Below are 16,682 nucleotides of genomic sequence, written 5' to 3' on the forward strand. Positions count from 1 at the left end.
GCTCGCGAAAGCGGTAGGTCAGTCGAATCTTTATTAACTGATACACCGCTTTCGCGAGCAAGCCCGCTCCCACAGGGGGATCTATGGTGGTTGGGCTAACAGCGTCAGTCCTCACTGATCGGCAGCACGTAGTTCTTGAACTCCGTATCTTCCCGAAACCCGATCGACTCATAGGTCTTCTGCGCCACTTCATTGTCACTGCTGGTCGACACCCGCAGCCTTACGGCCTGGGTCTCCTTGGCCATCTTCTTCGCGGTGCGCATCAGGTTGTCGGCCACCAACTGCCGGCGGGCATCTTCGGCGACGTAGATGTCGTTGAGGATCCACACGCGTTTAAGCGACAGCGACGAAAAGCTCGGGTACAGCTGGCAGAACCCCAGCAACTTCTTGTCGTCATCGTCCGCCAGGGCCAGGTAGATCACTGACTCTTTGCGGCGCAGGCGCTTTTCCAGAAAGGTCCGCGACGAATCCGGGAAGGGCAGTGCGCCATAAAACTCGCGGTATTTGACGAACAACGGGGTCAGCAGGTCCAGGTGTTCCAGGGTCGCTTGAGTAATCCGCATGCCAGGCCTCAACTTCCAAATGGGGTATGACCACACAAGCGGCCGTGACTCGATGCTGCCTAATGACGCAAAAAAGCGCAATCGTGCAGCTATCAGTCAGTGGGTGGGCTGAGCAGGAAGTTGCCTTTCATCAGGTCAGGATCATCCGATTCGATGGTCTGAACCTGCGCCTCGTCCTTGAGATTGACCCCCGACAGCTGCCGACGACACGCTTCTTTCATCAAGTAAAGCAGGCGATGGGCGGCCATGCCGTAGCTCAGGCCCTCCAGGCGCACGTTGGAAATGCAGTTGCGGTAGGCATCGGTGAGGCCGACCTTGGGGTTGTAGGTGAAATACAACCCCAGGCTGTCCGGCGAGCTGAGCCCCGGCCGTTCGCCGATCAGAATCACCACCATCTTGGCCCCGAGCAACTGGCCGATTTCATCGGCCACTGCCACGCGGCCCTGTTCCACCAGGATCACCGGCGACAAGGACCAGCCTTCAGCCTGGGTCTGTTCCTCCATGCGTGTAAGAAACGGCAGCGTATGTTTATGCACCGCCAGCGCAGACAGGCCATCGGCTACCACCACGGCTAAATCCACGCCGCCTGGGTTGGCGGCGGCATAGTCGCGCAGGCTCTGCGCTGACTCATCACTTAAGCGTCGGCCCAAATCCGGGCGTTGCAGGTACATGTGCCGGTCCACCGCAGCACTGTGCAGCAACAGGCTGTCACGCCCGCGCTCGGCCATTTGGCTGCTCAGGCCGGCATGGTCGAAGGGCAGGTGTACCGCATCGCGTGCCTGGGCGTGGGCGAATTGAAAATCCAGCTGCGCGTTGGTGGGAATGCTGGTGCCGGTGCGGCCCAGGGCAATGCGCGCAGGCGTGAGGCGGCGCAGTTCCAGCCACGGGTTGTCAGGCAGGTCGAGTTGCACAGGCGGCTCCTTCATCCTAATTGCTTCAAGGCGTGGCGAAACGCTGGTGGCAGGCTGTTGCCAAAGTGCACCTTGCCGTCGGCTTGGGTGAAGATGCCCATTTTCGCCAGCCACTGCTCAAACTCCGGCGCCGGCTTTAAACCCAATGTTTGCCGAGCGTACAGGGCGTCGTGGAACGAGGTGGTCTGGTAGTTGAGCATGATGTCGTCGGAGCCGGGGATGCCCATGATGAAGTTGATCCCGGCCACGCCCAGCAGGGTCAGCAGGGTGTCCATATCATCCTGATCGGCTTCGGCGTGGTTGGTGTAGCAGATATCACAGCCCATCGGTACGCCAAGCAGCTTGCCGCAGAAGTGGTCTTCGAGGCCGGCGCGGATGATCTGCTTGCCGTTGTACAGGTACTCCGGGCCGATAAAACCTACGACCGTATTCACTAAAAACGGCTTGAAATGCCGCGCCACGGCGTAGGCGCGGGTTTCACAGGTTTGCTGGTCGACGCCAAAGTGCGCGTTGGCGGACAAGGCGCTGCCCTGGCCGGTTTCGAAATACATCAGGTTCTGGCCCAAGGTGCCGCGATTCAGGCTCAAACCCGCCTCATAACCTTCCTGCAACACGCTCAGGCTGATACCAAAACTGGCGTTGGCCGCCTCGGTGCCGGCAATCGACTGGAATACCAGGTCGAGCGGCACGCCTCGGTTGATGGCTTCGATAGAGGTGGTGACGTGGGTGAGCACGCAGGCTTGGGTGGGGATTTCGTAGCGCTGGATGATTGCGTCGAGCATCTCCAGCATGGCGCAGATCGAGGCGATGCTGTCGGTGGCCGGGTTGATGCCGATCATCGCGTCGCCGTTGCCGTAGAGCAGGCCGTCGAGAATGCTCGCGGCGATGCCTGCCGGTTCATCCGTCGGGTGGTTGGGTTGCAGGCGGGTCGAGAGGCGCCCGCGCAGGCCCATGGTGCCGCGAAACTGGGTGACCACGCGGATTTTCTGCGCCACCAGCACCAAATCCTGCACACGCATGATTTTGGAGACGGCAGCGGCCATTTCCGGCGTCAGCCCGGGCGCCAAGGCACGCAGGGAGTGTTCGTCGGCCGCATCGCTGAGCAGCCAGTCGCGCAGGCCGCCGACGGTGAGGTGGCTGACTGCGCTAAACGCCTGTTTATCGTGGGTGTCGATGATCAGCCGGGTGACTTCGTCGCTTTCGTAGGGGATCAGCACTTCTTCGAGGAAGTGTTTCAACGGGATATTCGCCAGCGCCATTTGCGCCGCGACGCGCTCGCCGTCATTTTGCGCCGCCACGCCCGCGAGGAAGTCGCCGGAACGCGCCGGGCTGGCCTTGGCCATCACGTCTTTGAGGCTGTCGAACCGGTAGGTCTGTGTACCTACCGCGTGGGAAAAGCTTGCCATACAGTGTCTCCTTGGCGACGCGGGCTGCCCGTGAGCAAGGCGCCCGCATCGAGGTTTACGGCTATCAGTGCAGGGCGGCCTCTGCGGCCTGGATCGCCGCGAATTCCTCTTCGGGCGTGCCCGCTACCAAGTGATGCCGGCTGTAGAAAGCAAAGTAAGCAATTAATACTCCATAGATGATCGCCGCGCCAATCACCACCCGTGGATCCACCAGAAAGCCCGCCACCACGGCCACGCAGGCCAGTACCAAGGCGATGCCGGAAGTGAAAATGCCACCCGGCGTGCGGTACGGGCGCTCCATTTTGGGGCGGCGGATGCGCAAGGTGATGTGCGCGGCCATCATCAGTACGTAGGAGATGGTCGCGCCGAACACGGCCACCAGAATCAGCAAATCACCCTGGCCGGTCAGCGACAGGCCAAAACCGATGATGCCGGGGATCACCAGCGCCAGCACCGGCGCCTTGCTTTTGTTGGTCTGCGACAGCTTGCGTGGCAGGTAGCCGGCGCGAGACAAAGCAAAGATCTGCCGCGAATAGGCGTAGATGATTGAGAAAAAGCTCGCGATCAGCCCGGCCAGGCCGACCAGGTTGACGAAGCTGCCCATCCAGGTCGAGCCGCCGTACGACAAGGCCAGCGCTTCGACCAGTGGGTTACCGGATTTGATCAGCGCGTAAGTGCCGGCGCCGCCTGGCGCAATCACCAGAATCAACAGGGCAAAACTGGTCAGCACCACAATGGCGCCGATCAGGCCGCGCGGCAGGTCGCGCTTGGGGTTCTTGGTTTCTTCGGCGGCCAGGGGCACGCCTTCGACGGCGAGGAAAAACCAGATTGCGTAGGGGATCGCCGCCCACACACCAACATAGCCAAACGGCAGGAAGGTGCTGGCGCCCTTGGCCTCGGTCACCGGGATATCGAGCAAGTTGGCGACGTTGAAGTGCGGCACCATCGACACCAGGAACACGCCCAAGGCAATCGCTGCGATGGCGGTGATCACAAACATCAGCTTCAGGGCTTCACCCACGCCAAAGATGTGGATGCCGATAAAGATGATGTAGAACGCCAGGTAAATCATCCAGCCGCCGATGCCGAACAACGACTCGCAATAGGCGCCGATAAACACCGCGATGGCGGCGGGCGCGATGGCATATTCGATGAGGATAGCGGTGCCGGTGAGGAACCCGCCCCAAGGGCCGAAGGCGCTGCGGGCAAAGCCGTAGCCACCGCCGGCGGTAGGAATCATGGAAGACAGTTCGGCCAGGGAGAAACACATGCACAGGTACATGGTGGCCATCAGTAAGGTGGCGAGGAACATACCGCCCCAGCCGCCCTGGGCCAGGCCGAAGTTCCAACCGGCGTAGTCGCCGGAGATCACGTAGGCAACGCCAAGGCCGACCAGCAGCACCCAGCCGGCGGCGCCTTTTTTCAGTTCGCGTTGTTGAAAATAGTCGGTGCCGACTTTTTCGAAGTCGACGGAAGAGCCAGACGCCGGAGCGCCAGTGGGTTCGCTAGGCATAATGGAATCCCTTTTCTTATTGTTTTATCTCGGCTTATTCAAGCCGAATGAGTAGCAAGGTCTTGTGACGATCAAGTGTGGGAGCGGGGAGTCAGTTAGAAAAAGCCCAACGGATTAATGTCGTAGCTCACCAGCAGGTTCTTGGTCTGCTGGTAGTGATCCAACATCATCTTGTGGGTCTCACGGCCCACGCCGGACTTCTTGTAGCCACCAAACGCGGCATGCGCCGGGTACAGGTGGTAGCAGTTGGTCCACACACGGCCCGCCTTGATCGCGCGGCCCATGCGGTAGGCGCGGTTGATGTCGCGGGTCCATACGCCGGCGCCGAGGCCGAACTCGGTGTCGTTGGCAATCGCCAGGGCTTCGGCTTCGTCCTTGAAGGTGGTGATGCTCACCACTGGGCCGAAGATTTCTTCCTGGAACACGCGCATCTCATTGGTGCCCTTGAGCAGGGTCGGCTGGATGTAATAACCACCGGCCATGTCGCCGGTCAGTTGCTCAACCTTGCCACCAGTGAGCAGTTGCGCGCCTTCGCCCTTGGCGATTTCCAGGTAGGACAGGATCTTGTCGAACTGCTGCTCGGACGCCTGGGCGCCGACCATGGTGTCGGTGTCCAGCGGGTCGCCGCGTTTGATCTGCTCGATCTTCTTCATCACCACTTTCATGAAGTCGTCGTAGATCGACTCTTCCACCAGCGCGCGGGAAGGGCAGGTGCACACTTCGCCCTGGTTGAAGAACGCCAGCACCAGGCCTTCGGCGGCTTTTTCGATAAACGAAGGTTCGGCTTTCATGATGTCGGCAAAGAAGATGTTCGGCGACTTGCCGCCCAGCTCAACAGTCGACGGAATAATGTTCTCGGCCGCCGCGTGCATGATGTGCGAGCCCACTGGCGTAGAGCCAGTGAAGGCGATCTTGGCGATACGCTTGCTGGTGGCCAAGGCTTCGCCAGCTTCTTTACCGAAGCCGTGCACCACGTTCAACACGCCGGGTGGCAGCAGGTCGCCAATCAGCTCCATCAGCACGTTGATGCCCAGCGGGGTTTGCTCGGCGGGTTTGAGCACCACGCAGTTACCGGCGGCCAGGGCCGGTGCGAGTTTCCACGCAGCCATCAGCAGCGGGAAGTTCCACGGGATGATCTGGCCGACCACGCCCAGCGGTTCGTGGAAGTGGTAGGACGCGGTGAGTTCGTTGATCTCGGCGCTGGTGCCTTCCTGGGCGCGGATGCAACCGGCGAAGTAGCGGAAGTGGTCGGCGGCCAGCGGGATGTCGGCGTTGAGGGTTTCACGCACGGCCTTGCCGTTGTCCCAGGTCTCGGTGATGGCCAGCAGTTCGAGGTTTTGTTCAATACGGTCGGCGATTTTGAGCAGCACCAGCGAACGGTCCTGGGCCGAGGTCTTGCCCCAGGCGTCAGCGGCGGCGTGGGCGGCATCCAGTGCCTTGTCGATGTCTTTGGCAGTGGAACGCGGGAATTCGGCGATGGGCTTGCCGTTGACCGGCGAGGTGTTGGTGAAATAGTTACCGTCCACCGGCGCAACGAATTCGCCGCCGATGAAGTTGCCGTACTTGGCTTTGAAGGAAACGATCGAGCCCTCAGTACCGGGATGTGCGTAACGCATGGTGGTTATCTCCTGCTTTTATGTTTATTGGAGTACAGCGATATTGCGCTTGATAAAGCGTAGAGCAAAGGACGGGCCACCGCTTTGCACGTCAGGTAAATCAAGGGCTTGGGCTTTATTGCAAAGCGTTGCTGTGACACCGACGGTACAGCCGGGGTGACAGTTTGTGCCATAACCGATACAGCCTGTGACCAGTGAGTCGGCCCGGGATTGCAATGGCCGGATGGCTGGGGGATGCTGGCCGTTCTCACGCAGGGAGAATAATAAGAACATGCATAACGATCATTTCAGTCGCCATGCCCAGCAAGTCTTCACCGCCACCCGTGGGCAAGACCTCGGCCACGGCCCCGGCAGCGACCCGTCCATCGCCCGCTCCTGGCTGCGCTGCCTGGAGGACTATCACCTGGACCCCGCGCTGACCATGGCCCCCACCGTGCTCGAACACGGGCGCCTGCTGGAAAGCCGCGAGCGCTTGCAGCAAGTGCTGCACATTGCCGACAGCGAGATGAACAGCCTGCATCAACAGCTTTCCGGCGCCGGGCATGCCGTGCTGCTCACCGATGCGCGCGGGGTGATCCTCAACTGCGTGACTGCGCCGGCCGAACGCAAGGTGTTCGAGCGCGCGGGCCTTTGGCTGGGCGCCGATTGGAGCGAGGCGTGCGAAGGCACCAACGGTATCGGCACCTGCCTGGTGGAGCGCCAGTCCCTGACCATTCACCGCGATGAGCATTTTCGCGGCCGCCACACCGGCCTGACCTGCTCGGCAAGCCCGGTGTTCGACCCCCATGGTGAGCTATTGGCTGTGCTGGACGTGTCATCGGCGCGTGAGGCCGTGTCGCGCCAAAGCCAGTTCCACACCATGGCGCTGGTGAACTTGTCGGCCAAGATGATCGAAAGTTGTTACTTCCTGCGTCATTTTGAACAGCACTGGCTGCTGCGCTTTCACTTGCAGGCGGAGTCCGTGGGGTTGTTCAGCGAAGGGCTGCTGGCGTTCGACGGCGAAGGGCGTATCTGTGCGGTCAACCAGAGTGCGCTGAACCTGCTGGGGCAGGCGCGCGGCGGTTTGCTGGGGCAACCGGTGGAGGCGTTTTTCGAGTGCTCGCTGGACCAGTTGCTCGGTCGCGCCAGCGCCAATGCTACTGCCAGTTGGCCGTTGCGTACCCGCGATGGTCGGCATTTGTTCGCCGCGTTGCGTGGCCAGACACGCAACGCGCCTGCGCCTGTGGCGAAGCCTGAGGCGCCACGCCTTTCGGGTATTTGCCTGGGCGATGCCGCGTTGCAGAGTGATTTTCGCAAGGCGCTCCGAGTATTCGAGCGCGACGTACCGCTGTTGATCAACGGCGAGACCGGCTGTGGCAAGGAAGCATTCGCCAAGGCCGTGCATCAGGCCAGCCTGCGTGCCGATAAGGCTTTCGTTGCGCTCAACTGCGCCGCTATTCCGGAAAGCCTGATCGAGAGCGAGCTATTTGGTTATCGCGGCGGCAGCTTTACCGGCGCGCGTAAAGAGGGGATGCAGGGCAAGTTACAGCAGTCAGATGGCGGCACTTTGTTTCTCGATGAAATCGGTGACATGCCCTTGGCCTTGCAGACTCGCTTGTTGAGAGTCCTGGAGGATCGTCTGGTGGTGCCCATCGGCGGCGAGCCTCAGCCGATAGATGTGCGCATTATCAGTGCTACTCACAGAGATTTGCTCGCGCGTGTGCAGGACGGCAGCTTCCGTGAAGATTTGTATTACCGGCTCAACGGTCTGGAAGTTTCATTGCCGGCGCTGCGTGATCGAAGTGACAAATCGCTGTTGCTGGACTTTTTACTGAAAGACGAAGCGGGTACGCAGAACGTCCTGCTTGATCTCGCCGCGCGTGAGCGACTATTGGCGTTTGCCTGGCCGGGTAATGTGCGGCAGATGCGCACTGTGTTGCGCACATTGGTTGCTTTGACCGAGAGTGGCCTGATTGGGCTTGAGGATCTGCCAGCGTACATTCGTCCACTCGCGCCCCGAGTGCTCAATGAGAAGCCTGACCTGCCTCTGGAACATGCCGAGCGCTTGACCTTGCTTGAGGCGCTGGAGCAGCAGCGATGGCATATGACCCATGCAGCCGAACACCTTGGGATCAGCCGCAATACCCTGTATCGCAAGTTGCGCAAGCACGGTATTACCCTTCGTTGACCTCTATTTCACTCGGCTTCACTGTGAGGTGACTGAGGTCTGATGTTTCGACTCTTCAGTCACCGGTACGAGAGATAGAGCCGGGCGATGGCAGTCGTTCGTAATACAGTAATAATTTTTTTGCCGCGCCTTGGATCTTTGTAAGTTGCATAACCACTCAGCGTAGGAACTGCGAATAGAGACGTCGCGTTGAGGAGAGTTGAGTGACGAATGTTTCAAGTTTTCCTACACCTTATGGTTTCTTTCCCTGCGCAGGCACAGTGGAAAATGCACCTGCTGCGGCTGCCGAAAAAGAGAGCCCAGGCATCGGGGGCGACTCGAAGCCTGTCGATGCGGGTAAGGCGCATAACGATGAGGCCCGCGCTAAGCGCAGTGCGCAAGCGCCACAGAGTGTCGATACCGCCGCAGCCGCCGATGCTGAGTTAGCAAAAACCTACGCAAAGGCGCTGGCGACTCGCTCCTTTCAAACATCAATCAGCCCACCGAACGTGCAAGTTCCTGCGCAATCCACCTTAGGGCAGTGGCGTGCACTGCTGGATAGTGCTTTGACCAGCTCGCGGTTTTTATCATGGGCGAACAAACATCAGGTTGATACAAGGTACTTGAAGCTGGACCCTGATCGCGGTGAATTGACCTGCGATGTGGGCGGTGAGCGTCGCACCTTTTCCCTCTCGGATGTGTCCGGATGGGCTGATGTTTCGCGAGCACTGCTGGCGATCGCCAAGGCATTGGCTACAGAGCCCGGTCAAACCCTGACGGTGCCTTGGCCAGAAGGCGAGGTAGCGTGGGATGTGGTAGGCAAGTTCTACGGGCGGCCGACTGACTTGACTCCGGCGCAGGCGATCGAGCACCGCGACGAGCTTCGAAAAAATACCAACGTTGAATTCCCGCCCCTTCCTCACGCGTCGCTGAGATCCAGGCAGGCACTGGCTGAGCACCAGGAGGCGCTTGGAGACGAGGCTAATACGCAGGCACTCATCGCAGCACTGAACAATCAGGTGGATGACGCCAGTGGAAAGGTCGACCTCAGCAAGGTGATGGTGCCTATCGACCCTCGTTCCGCGTATTTCAAAGCCTTTGATCAATCGATTACCGAGGTCAGCGCCGAGCAACTGATTGAAGACTACCAGTTGAATGTGCCGCAGAACGTTAAGCAGGCGCGCAACCTGGCCAATACGCTGGACTTCGACCTCGCCGTCCGTGCGCCGAAGGCAGAACAGGGTGGCGCGCAGCCTCTGACCCGAGGGGCGGAGCCCACGACGCTGGACAATGCAAAACGCGAGCAACTGCAACAAACTGTAGCGCAATGGAAAGCGCAGAATCCTGTCGGTCCATCAGGGGGGCAGTCCGGAGCAGAGTCGGATAGCTTGTTAGGACGGTTGCTAGGTTATCTTCCCGAGAACACCAGAAAGGCTATTGGCGATAATCCCGCAGCGGCGCTGGATGCAGTCACTCGGTCGCCCGAGGCCAAGGCGTTGGGCAAAAAAATCCAGGAGGCGCTCAACGGAGTAGAAACACCCACGAGTGCCATAGAGTACCTGAGTGCGGCACTTGCACTCGAAATGGACCCGGCCGGGGGGGCGTCACGTTCCAATCTGGCGGGTTACAACCTTTACAGCCAAGAGAATGTCGGGGCGTCACCTGCGCAAATTGTGGGTCGTTTCATTCAGCATCTCGAAGGAAAAGTGGGGGCAGAGCAGGCGCCAATCGTGGCGCGGCTGTTGTTATCGGTCTGCGCGCCCGAGTTGCTGGCTAAAGACCTGCCGCCGAGCCTGGTTTTTGGCTCACATACCTGGGTGACCTACTCCATCGAGGCCTGGCGTATTGAAAAGCAAGTGCCGGGGAGCGTGGCCAATATGACGTACAGTCAAGTCATACTCTTTGGGCAAACATCACCGATTTCAGCGGAGACTGAAAACCAACTTAAAGAAGTACGGCGCAATCCAATACTTGATTGGGGTCGGGCAAATGAAGTGATCGGTGCGCAGCCGAAAGGCGAGTACTCGGCCATAGATTACAACCTGTCAGTGACGGCGATGCTCAAACAGCAAAAAGAGCTTGAATGGGCGTCTGAGGTGTTGAAAAGTAAGCCAGCCACCCGGGAAGAGTTGGCGCTGACGGAGTTGGAGAGGGTGTTTGGTCAGCATATAGATTTCAAAAAGAAGGTCGTCGTAGACAGTCGCGAAGTGTGGCCGGACATTAAAAAATATTCGTTGTTGGACCTCTATATGTCGGGGCACTTGGGCCAGAAAGTCTGGAAGTCAACCGACGAAAAAGCAGTGCCGTACGACACCATGCGACATAAAATTTTTCAGCTGGCGGATGTTAGTAAAACGTTTGAGGATGAGTTTGCGAGGTTTAGGGCGCGACATGAATTGGCCTTTAACACCTTGTTCAGGTATCACCTGTCTTTAATGCCGGTGGCGGATCGAGAAGTTTTTAATAGCGCCAATATCAGCTTTTTGGCAGTGCGGGAGCCTTACAAGGTTGATAGTCATGTCAGGGTGACCGGTCAGCGGGTTTATTACCCTGCCGGGAAGCCGAGCCCGCAAGAGACGAAGGCCCTGACGGGGCATCATGGTTTACTGATCAGGGCCAACCTGGGTAATGGGCAGGTACGTTATTACAGCTATTTTCCCGGCGAAGGCAAAATCATCAGTGAGCCTGGGTTGACTCAACCGCTCCTGAACAAGCCCCAAGAACCCTGGAAGGCATCGCACAATGATCCAGGTGACGAACTCGGTTTTGACGACCGGCCATATCATGGGGAACCGGCCCGTGAAAAAGGCTCGACGTCGCGTGTTTTAGTCGAGTTGATAGCGCCGCCAAACAAGGATCGTGCGTCAGCGAAGGTGCCTTCTGATTCGGCAGATGGGTTGCACGGTAGTTATTTTTCCGCGAGAAGCCAGGCACTGGGGAAAACGGTAAGTACTCACTTTACATCTGACCTTGACGACCTCAAGAGTGCGGCCAATGGCGTAACCGAGCGGGAGAAGGAAATCGCGGCGAACAAGAAACTGACGGAGTTTTTTCTTAGCCTTGTTCCTTTCTATGATGGGGTGGTTGCGGCCATTAACGGGAATGTCGCCGGGGCTGTTTTAGAGTTTGGGTTTGATGCTTTTGGTTTTCTTTTACCAGGGGGGCGAGGCGTAAGGAGGGGACTGAAAGCTGGCCACGGCGTGTTCAAATCCATCGCCAAGGGAGTGGTCAAGGGGCTGGGTGCATCGTTTGGCTACGGTGACATGCTTGATGCACCAAAGAATTTTAAAAAAGGATTCAATGTACTGGGGCGCGGCGCCCGACAAGGGCATTCGACGGGGCGCAAGCTGCTGGGTGCGGGCATTAGAAGTTATGATGTAAATAAAGTCTATAAGCATGGAGATGTCGTCAGTAATTTTTACTATAAGCAGTTTGGCAACCCAGCAAAAATGGGACCGGTGACGGCGATTTTTTTACATGGCGCCTGGTACGCTTACAACATGATTACGAAAATCCCGGCCGGAGTACAGATGGTGCAGTATGGTGTTGTTGAGGCGATTACATAGTCAGCGGGGTGGAACTTTTCAGGTGGGTTTGCCACATATAGAGCAAGAGGAATGGATGACTTCTTAATGTCCACTAATTGTTAGGTGAGTTCATGAATCTTGTAAATTCTGCATTGCCCGTTTTCCCGCATACCCTGTCACGGCAGCCTGTCGATGTGCCGGCCAAGACAGCTGAAGTAAACGCTGCCGCCGTAGCGTCTGCGAGCGTTAATCAACTTGCTGCATCAACCTCGGGCATTGCTGATAAGGCAGCCGAATATGAAGTGTTTGCTACTGAGGGCGACCGTTTTAACCGGAGTAAGCGCGGGCTTGGTAAAATTTTCAAAAAAAGACCCGCCTCTGTTGAGGGCGGTGGTAAAGGTCCAAGCGGCGGTAAGACACCTGACGAGCATAAGCTTCCTCGAACCAATGGTCAGGGGCCTGAGACTTCCGGAGGCAGTAAGTATGAACAGGAAGTTAAGCAGGAGCAGGCTGACTATAAACCTAAGAACGATGCATCGGACAAGATTGGAAAGGACGACGTTGATCAAGGAAAACCTCCCGTCTTTAAATCCACTCTGTATATCCCGGACGCGCACATCAACGGCCGGCCGGTTCCAGAGTTTTCTACCGCGGAGCTAAAGAAAGCAAATACAGAGTTGCAAGAGTCTCACAAACACCCAGACGCTGAGCTTGAGCCGGTCAAGAAAAACAAAGGAAGATATAAAAGGTACGCCAAAAAAGTTGGCCTGGCGGTGGCTGGTGCGGGCGCTGCGGGGGGCACGGCAGGGGGTACTTCCGCTATTGTCGAAGAAGTTAAAAGTTCGTATAAGAAAAGCCCGGCAGATGTGGCAGCCGCAGGCATTCGTGATGCTCGCATTGTCGACAGGGTTCAAGAAGATGTATTTAGTGCTCACAATGCGTTAAGTCAATTGCATGGCGAACCCCAATTGGTTATTCCTTTCGAATGGAGTTTAAAGTCTAACGATGAGCGTATGATCTCTCTTGAGAGTGTCGTTATTGAAATGGAGAGAGAGTGTCGGGATTTGGCCAAACAGTATGGTATTGAGACCTCGTTCACGCCCACTCGTAACGATGACACGAGCATTGAAGGTCGTGCGAAAGCCATTGAGGCAAGGTTGGCGGTCATCACGGCGCTGAATAAAGAGTTGGCAGGGAAGATTAAACCTTAGGTGCATGCGTCAAGGAGTTTTTTGTAAAGTCTTGAGCCGCTCTTAGGTTCTATTTGAAGGCGAGCAGTTGTCGGTATTGGCACTTTACGCTTGTAGGCTTACTGCCGCCTTCAGCGTTAAAGTGCCCCTGTCGTACAGCCTGTGTGGATAATTGGCTGGAACCTCGATTAAGCGGTTGCCCACTTAACTAGGGCAACAGCTTAGAGTGTTCTCATACAATAACAAACACGCGGGTTAACACTATGAACATTACCCCTTCGATGGTTCCTTTCATTCCCCTGCAACCGGTATCCAGCGGCGAGCCTGCTGCGCAGTCCGGGTGGTATAAGGCTGACCCTGCCGATGAACCTTTGGCTCCCCTTAAAGGGGAGGTTCAAAGTAAAAACCTGGGTTTCCAGTTTTGGGGGGGGAGAGGCCGGTCGAGAATTCCGTCCCCACCTTCACCTCCGCCACTACCGCCGCGCCCACGCCCGACCGTGCCGCTCAGGCCAAAACCCGATCCCGTGCCGATCAAGCCGGTACCTGCACCCAAGGTTTCGGGTGGCGGCTTCAAGGACGCAGGGAAGACGATAATTCACGCCAATAAAATCAAGGCCAAAGACGAATTGATGATGGCGAGCTTGCGTAAACAGGCGCCTATCAGCGTGGCCGAGGCCGCCAAGCGAGTGATTGATGCGCACAGCCTGGTCAAGTCCGGTGTGATCTCCACGGGGCCAAATGCCCTGCGTGTGGCCCGTGATGCGGCTATCGGTGCCGGTGTCACGGGGCTTGTCAGTGCGCCGATCAATGTCGGCGCCTATGCAGGGTCCGTATCCCTCGGTGAGACGATCAAGGCGTCGTACACCCCTGGCGTATTGCCGCCGCCTTATTTGCCGAGCGCCATCACCTCGCCCAAGAAAGATGTGCCTGTCGAGCCCGTTGAGCCGGCGTCCGCTCCCGCCCAGGCGGACACATTCGGCCCGCGTCTGGATGACATCGAGATGAAAGTGCTGGGTATGGCGTCGACCGTCATGCTTCTGTTGGGAGAGAAAGACCACCTCTATACCAAGGATGAACATTGGCCAACCGATGACGCTGGACGTTTGAGTAACCTTGAAAAATTACTGGCTTTCTCTGAGCAGCAGTTTAAAAAAGCCGCTCGGCAGAACAGCATTGTTTTTAAGCCTTATAAACCCGGAGAGCAAATTCCAGCCGATGCAAAAGGGCGTCTTGACCTGATTGAAAAGAAACTTGAACGCATGATCGAGTCCTACGACAACCTGCGCTTGCTCGCCGCCGTGAAAGCCAGCCAGAACGAAAGCGAGGCCTCGGCCACTGCGTGAACATGCCACCTTCGAGCGAAGTGCCTGGCGCATTTCGCTCGCGCTGCAACCGTTTAAAAGGTGCGATTTCCTACTCCCTGCGCTAACCTGCCTCGATGTTTACGAGGTCAACTATGCACATTCATATTCTGGGTATCTGCGGCACATTCATGGGCTCGATGGCGGTTCTGGCCAAAGAGCTGGGCCATCACGTTACCGGCTCCGACGCCAACGTTTATCCGCCCATGAGCACGCAGCTGCAGGCCCAGGGTATTGAGTTGACCCAAGGTTACGACCCCGCGCAATTCGACCCGGTGCCGGACCTGGTGGTGATTGGCAACGCCATGTCCCGTGGTAACCCGGCGGTCGAATATGTACTCAACAAGGGCTTGCCCTATGTCTCCGGCCCGCAATGGCTGGCCGACCATGTGCTGCAGGGCCGCTGGGTGCTTGCTGTGGCGGGCACCCACGGCAAGACCACCACCAGCAGCATGCTGGCCTGGGTGCTGGAGCACGCGGGCATGAGCCCGGGCTTCCTGATCGGCGGTGTACCGCAGAATTTCTCGGTGTCGGCGCGCTTGGGCGATACGCCGTTTTTTGTGATTGAGGCCGATGAGTACGACAGCGCCTTCTTCGACAAGCGTTCCAAATTCGTCCACTACCGCCCGCGCACCGCGATCCTCAACAACCTTGAGTTCGATCACGCGGACATTTTCCCTGATCTGGCTGCCATCGAGCGCCAGTTCCACCACTTGGTACGCACCATCCCGAGTGAAGGCCTGGTGATTCATCCGACTACCGAGCCGGCCTTGCAGCGCGTGATCGACATGGGCTGCTGGACGCCGGTGCAAACCACCGGCGCGGGCGGGCAGTGGCAGGTTAACTTGCTCAGCGAAGACGGCTCGCGCTTTGAAGTGCTGCTCGAAGGCGAGGCCCAAGGCATCGTCGACTGGGACATGACCGGTCAACATAACGTCGCCAATGCTCTGGTCACGCTGGCGGCCGCACGGCATGTGGGCGTGGTGCCGTCCATGGGAATCGCCGCATTGAGCGCGTTCAAGAGCGTGAAACGCCGCATGGAAAAAGTCGCTGACGTGAACGGAATTACCATCTACGACGACTTTGCCCACCACCCAACGGCCATTGCCACCACACTGGATGGCCTGCGCAAGCGCGTCGGCGATGCCAATATCATTGCCATTATCGAGCCACGCTCCAATTCCATGAAGCTTGGCGCGCACCGCGATGGTCTGCCGGAAAGCGTCAACGACGCGGACCAAGTGGTCTGGTACGCACCGACTAACCTCGGCTGGGACCTGCCGGCGATTGCGGCGCTGTGCACGGTGCCATCCATTGTTTGCGACTCTATTGAAGCGATCATTGAACACGTCAAACACCAAGCCAAGCCCGGCACCCATGTGGTGGTCATGAGCAACGGCGGTTTCGGCGGCCTGCACGGTAAATTGGCCGAGGCGCTCAAATGAGTGGCCCGGAACGCATTACCCTGGCGATGACCGGCGCATCCGGTGCGCCTTACGGCCTGCGCCTGCTGGACTGCCTGGTGCGCGAAGACCGCGAGGTGCACTTCCTGATCTCCAAGGCCGCGCAACTGGTACTGGCCACCGAGACGGATGTGCAACTGCCGGCCAAGGTGCAGATGATGCAAGCCTTCCTCACCGAGTACACCGGTGCGGCGGCGGGGCAGATCAAGGTTTACGGTAAAGAAGACTGGATGTCACCGGTGGCGTCCGGCTCGGGTGCGCCGGCGGCGATGGTGGTGGTGCCGTGTTCTACCGGCACCTTGTCGGCGATTGCCACGGGCGCCTGCAATAACCTGATCGAGCGGGCAGCGGACGTGACCTTGAAGGAGCGCCGCCAGTTGATCCTGGTGCCGCGCGAGGCACCGTATTCGAGCATTCACCTGGAACACATGCTCAAGCTGTCGAACATGGGCGTGACCATCTTGCCGGCCTCGCCGGGTTTCTATCACCAGCCGCAAACCATCGATGACCTGGTGGACTTTGTGGTGGCGCGCATTCTCAACCTGCTGAACATTCCCCAGGACATGCTGCCGCGTTGGGGCGAGCACCATTTGAGCAGCGATGAATAAGGCGCTGTTGATAGTGTTGGCGCTGCAACTGGCAGGCTGCGCCACGGCGCGCACGCTGGATGCTGCGCAACCTGGGGCACCGGTGGTGTATGCCGGTACGCGGCTGGATTTGTATGCGATCAATGGCGGCTGTTGCGCCAAGGACCGCTTTGGCGCTGAGGCGCCGAGCTATCCACATGTGGATCTGCCGGCCAGTGCGGTGCTCGATACCTTGTTGTTGCCGTTGTCGGTATTGACGGTGTTGGGCGTGGGGTTTAACGCAACAGGCGGGCTTTAACCCCAGTCTAATAAGCGACCTGAATCTATTGTGGGAGCGGGCTTGCTCGCGAATGCGGTGTGTCAGTCGATGCATAATTTGACTGAAACACCGCATTCGCG

The 16,682-nt window shown here is 58.2% G+C and carries 12 protein-coding genes; 7 read left to right on the forward strand and 5 right to left on the reverse strand.

Annotated elements, in window-relative coordinates; genetic code table 11:
* Positions 1–104 precede the first annotated feature (104 nt).
* From ACTD9P_RS26410 to exaC, 5 genes are all read right to left on the reverse strand, one after another.
* Positions 105–563 carry a GNAT family N-acetyltransferase gene (locus ACTD9P_RS26410; RefSeq protein ID WP_438869984.1) on the reverse strand — a complete coding sequence of 153 codons (459 nt, stop codon included), beginning with the start codon at positions 561–563 and terminating at the stop codon, positions 105–107.
* A gap of 92 nt (positions 564–655) precedes the next feature.
* The gene (gene eutC, locus ACTD9P_RS26415) at positions 656–1,489 is read right to left on the reverse strand and encodes an ethanolamine ammonia-lyase subunit EutC (RefSeq protein ID WP_438869985.1); all 834 of its coding nucleotides are present in this window, start codon (positions 1,487–1,489) and stop codon (positions 656–658) included.
* A complete protein-coding gene (locus tag ACTD9P_RS26420) occupies positions 1,486–2,880 on the reverse strand; it encodes an ethanolamine ammonia-lyase subunit EutB (protein WP_177033929.1) in 1,395 nt (464 codons plus the stop codon). The genes eutC and ACTD9P_RS26420 overlap by 4 nt, the downstream gene beginning before the upstream one ends.
* A 64-nt stretch (positions 2,881–2,944) precedes the next feature.
* Positions 2,945–4,393, reverse strand: coding sequence for an ethanolamine permease (gene eat / locus ACTD9P_RS26425; protein WP_138813681.1), 1,449 nt, complete (start codon positions 4,391–4,393; stop codon positions 2,945–2,947).
* A gap of 95 nt (positions 4,394–4,488) precedes the next feature.
* Entirely contained in the window at positions 4,489–6,009 is a 1,521-nt protein-coding gene (gene exaC / locus ACTD9P_RS26430; protein ID WP_056861948.1) for an acetaldehyde dehydrogenase ExaC, read from the reverse strand.
* 271 nt (positions 6,010–6,280) lie between these two features.
* On the opposite strand from exaC, the gene ACTD9P_RS26435 reads away from it, so the two are divergent.
* The 7 genes from ACTD9P_RS26435 to ACTD9P_RS26465 all read left to right on the forward strand — a co-directional run bounded on the left by ACTD9P_RS26435 (position 6,281) and on the right by ACTD9P_RS26465 (position 16,581).
* Positions 6,281–8,176 (forward strand): sigma-54-dependent Fis family transcriptional regulator, encoded by a 1,896-nt coding sequence (locus ACTD9P_RS26435; protein ID WP_438869986.1) that lies wholly within the window; start codon positions 6,281–6,283, stop codon positions 8,174–8,176.
* A gap of 203 nt (positions 8,177–8,379) precedes the next feature.
* Positions 8,380–11,721: a hypothetical protein gene (locus tag ACTD9P_RS26440; protein ID WP_438869987.1), complete on the forward strand. Its 3,342-nt coding sequence runs from the start codon at positions 8,380–8,382 to the stop codon at positions 11,719–11,721.
* A gap of 92 nt (positions 11,722–11,813) precedes the next feature.
* Positions 11,814–12,893 carry a hypothetical protein gene (locus ACTD9P_RS26445; RefSeq protein WP_438869988.1) on the forward strand — a complete coding sequence of 360 codons (1,080 nt, stop codon included), beginning with the start codon at positions 11,814–11,816 and terminating at the stop codon, positions 12,891–12,893.
* A gap of 503 nt (positions 12,894–13,396) precedes the next feature.
* A complete protein-coding gene (locus ACTD9P_RS26450) occupies positions 13,397–14,215 on the forward strand; it encodes a hypothetical protein (RefSeq protein ID WP_438869989.1) in 819 nt (272 codons plus the stop codon).
* A gap of 113 nt (positions 14,216–14,328) precedes the next feature.
* The gene (gene mpl, locus ACTD9P_RS26455; protein ID WP_438869990.1) at positions 14,329–15,678 is read left to right on the forward strand and encodes a UDP-N-acetylmuramate:L-alanyl-gamma-D-glutamyl-meso-diaminopimelate ligase; all 1,350 of its coding nucleotides are present in this window, start codon (positions 14,329–14,331) and stop codon (positions 15,676–15,678) included.
* The gene (gene ubiX / locus ACTD9P_RS26460; RefSeq protein WP_017136038.1) at positions 15,675–16,304 is read left to right on the forward strand and encodes a flavin prenyltransferase UbiX; all 630 of its coding nucleotides are present in this window, start codon (positions 15,675–15,677) and stop codon (positions 16,302–16,304) included. Before mpl ends, ubiX begins: the two co-directional genes overlap by 4 nt.
* Positions 16,297–16,581 carry a YceK/YidQ family lipoprotein gene (locus ACTD9P_RS26465; protein ID WP_438869991.1) on the forward strand — a complete coding sequence of 95 codons (285 nt, stop codon included), beginning with the start codon at positions 16,297–16,299 and terminating at the stop codon, positions 16,579–16,581. Before ubiX ends, ACTD9P_RS26465 begins: the two co-directional genes overlap by 8 nt.
* The last annotated feature ends 101 nt before the right edge of the window (positions 16,582–16,682 follow it).

The sequence above is a fragment of the Pseudomonas onubensis genome (assembly GCF_965653655.1).
Classification (GTDB): domain Bacteria; phylum Pseudomonadota; class Gammaproteobacteria; order Pseudomonadales; family Pseudomonadaceae; genus Aquipseudomonas.

Bases quoted from the DNA above. Each gene is read 5' to 3' on its own strand.
- ACTD9P_RS26410 (WP_438869984.1), bottom strand. From the start codon at position 563: ATGCGGATTACTCAAGCGACCCTGGAACACCTGGACCTGCTGACCCCG.
- eutC (WP_438869985.1), bottom strand. From the start codon at position 1,489: ATGAAGGAGCCGCCTGTGCAACTCGACCTGCCTGACAACCCGTGGCTG.
- ACTD9P_RS26420 (WP_177033929.1), bottom strand. From the start codon at position 2,880: ATGGCAAGCTTTTCCCACGCGGTAGGTACACAGACCTACCGGTTCGAC.
- eat (WP_138813681.1), bottom strand. From the start codon at position 4,393: ATGCCTAGCGAACCCACTGGCGCTCCGGCGTCTGGCTCTTCCGTCGAC.
- exaC (WP_056861948.1), bottom strand. From the start codon at position 6,009: ATGCGTTACGCACATCCCGGTACTGAGGGCTCGATCGTTTCCTTCAAA.
- ACTD9P_RS26435 (WP_438869986.1), top strand. From the start codon at position 6,281: ATGCATAACGATCATTTCAGTCGCCATGCCCAGCAAGTCTTCACCGCC.
- ACTD9P_RS26445 (WP_438869988.1), top strand. From the start codon at position 11,814: ATGAATCTTGTAAATTCTGCATTGCCCGTTTTCCCGCATACCCTGTCA.
- mpl (WP_438869990.1), top strand. From the start codon at position 14,329: ATGCACATTCATATTCTGGGTATCTGCGGCACATTCATGGGCTCGATG.
- ubiX (WP_017136038.1), top strand. From the start codon at position 15,675: ATGAGTGGCCCGGAACGCATTACCCTGGCGATGACCGGCGCATCCGGT.
- ACTD9P_RS26465 (WP_438869991.1), top strand. From the start codon at position 16,297: ATGAATAAGGCGCTGTTGATAGTGTTGGCGCTGCAACTGGCAGGCTGC.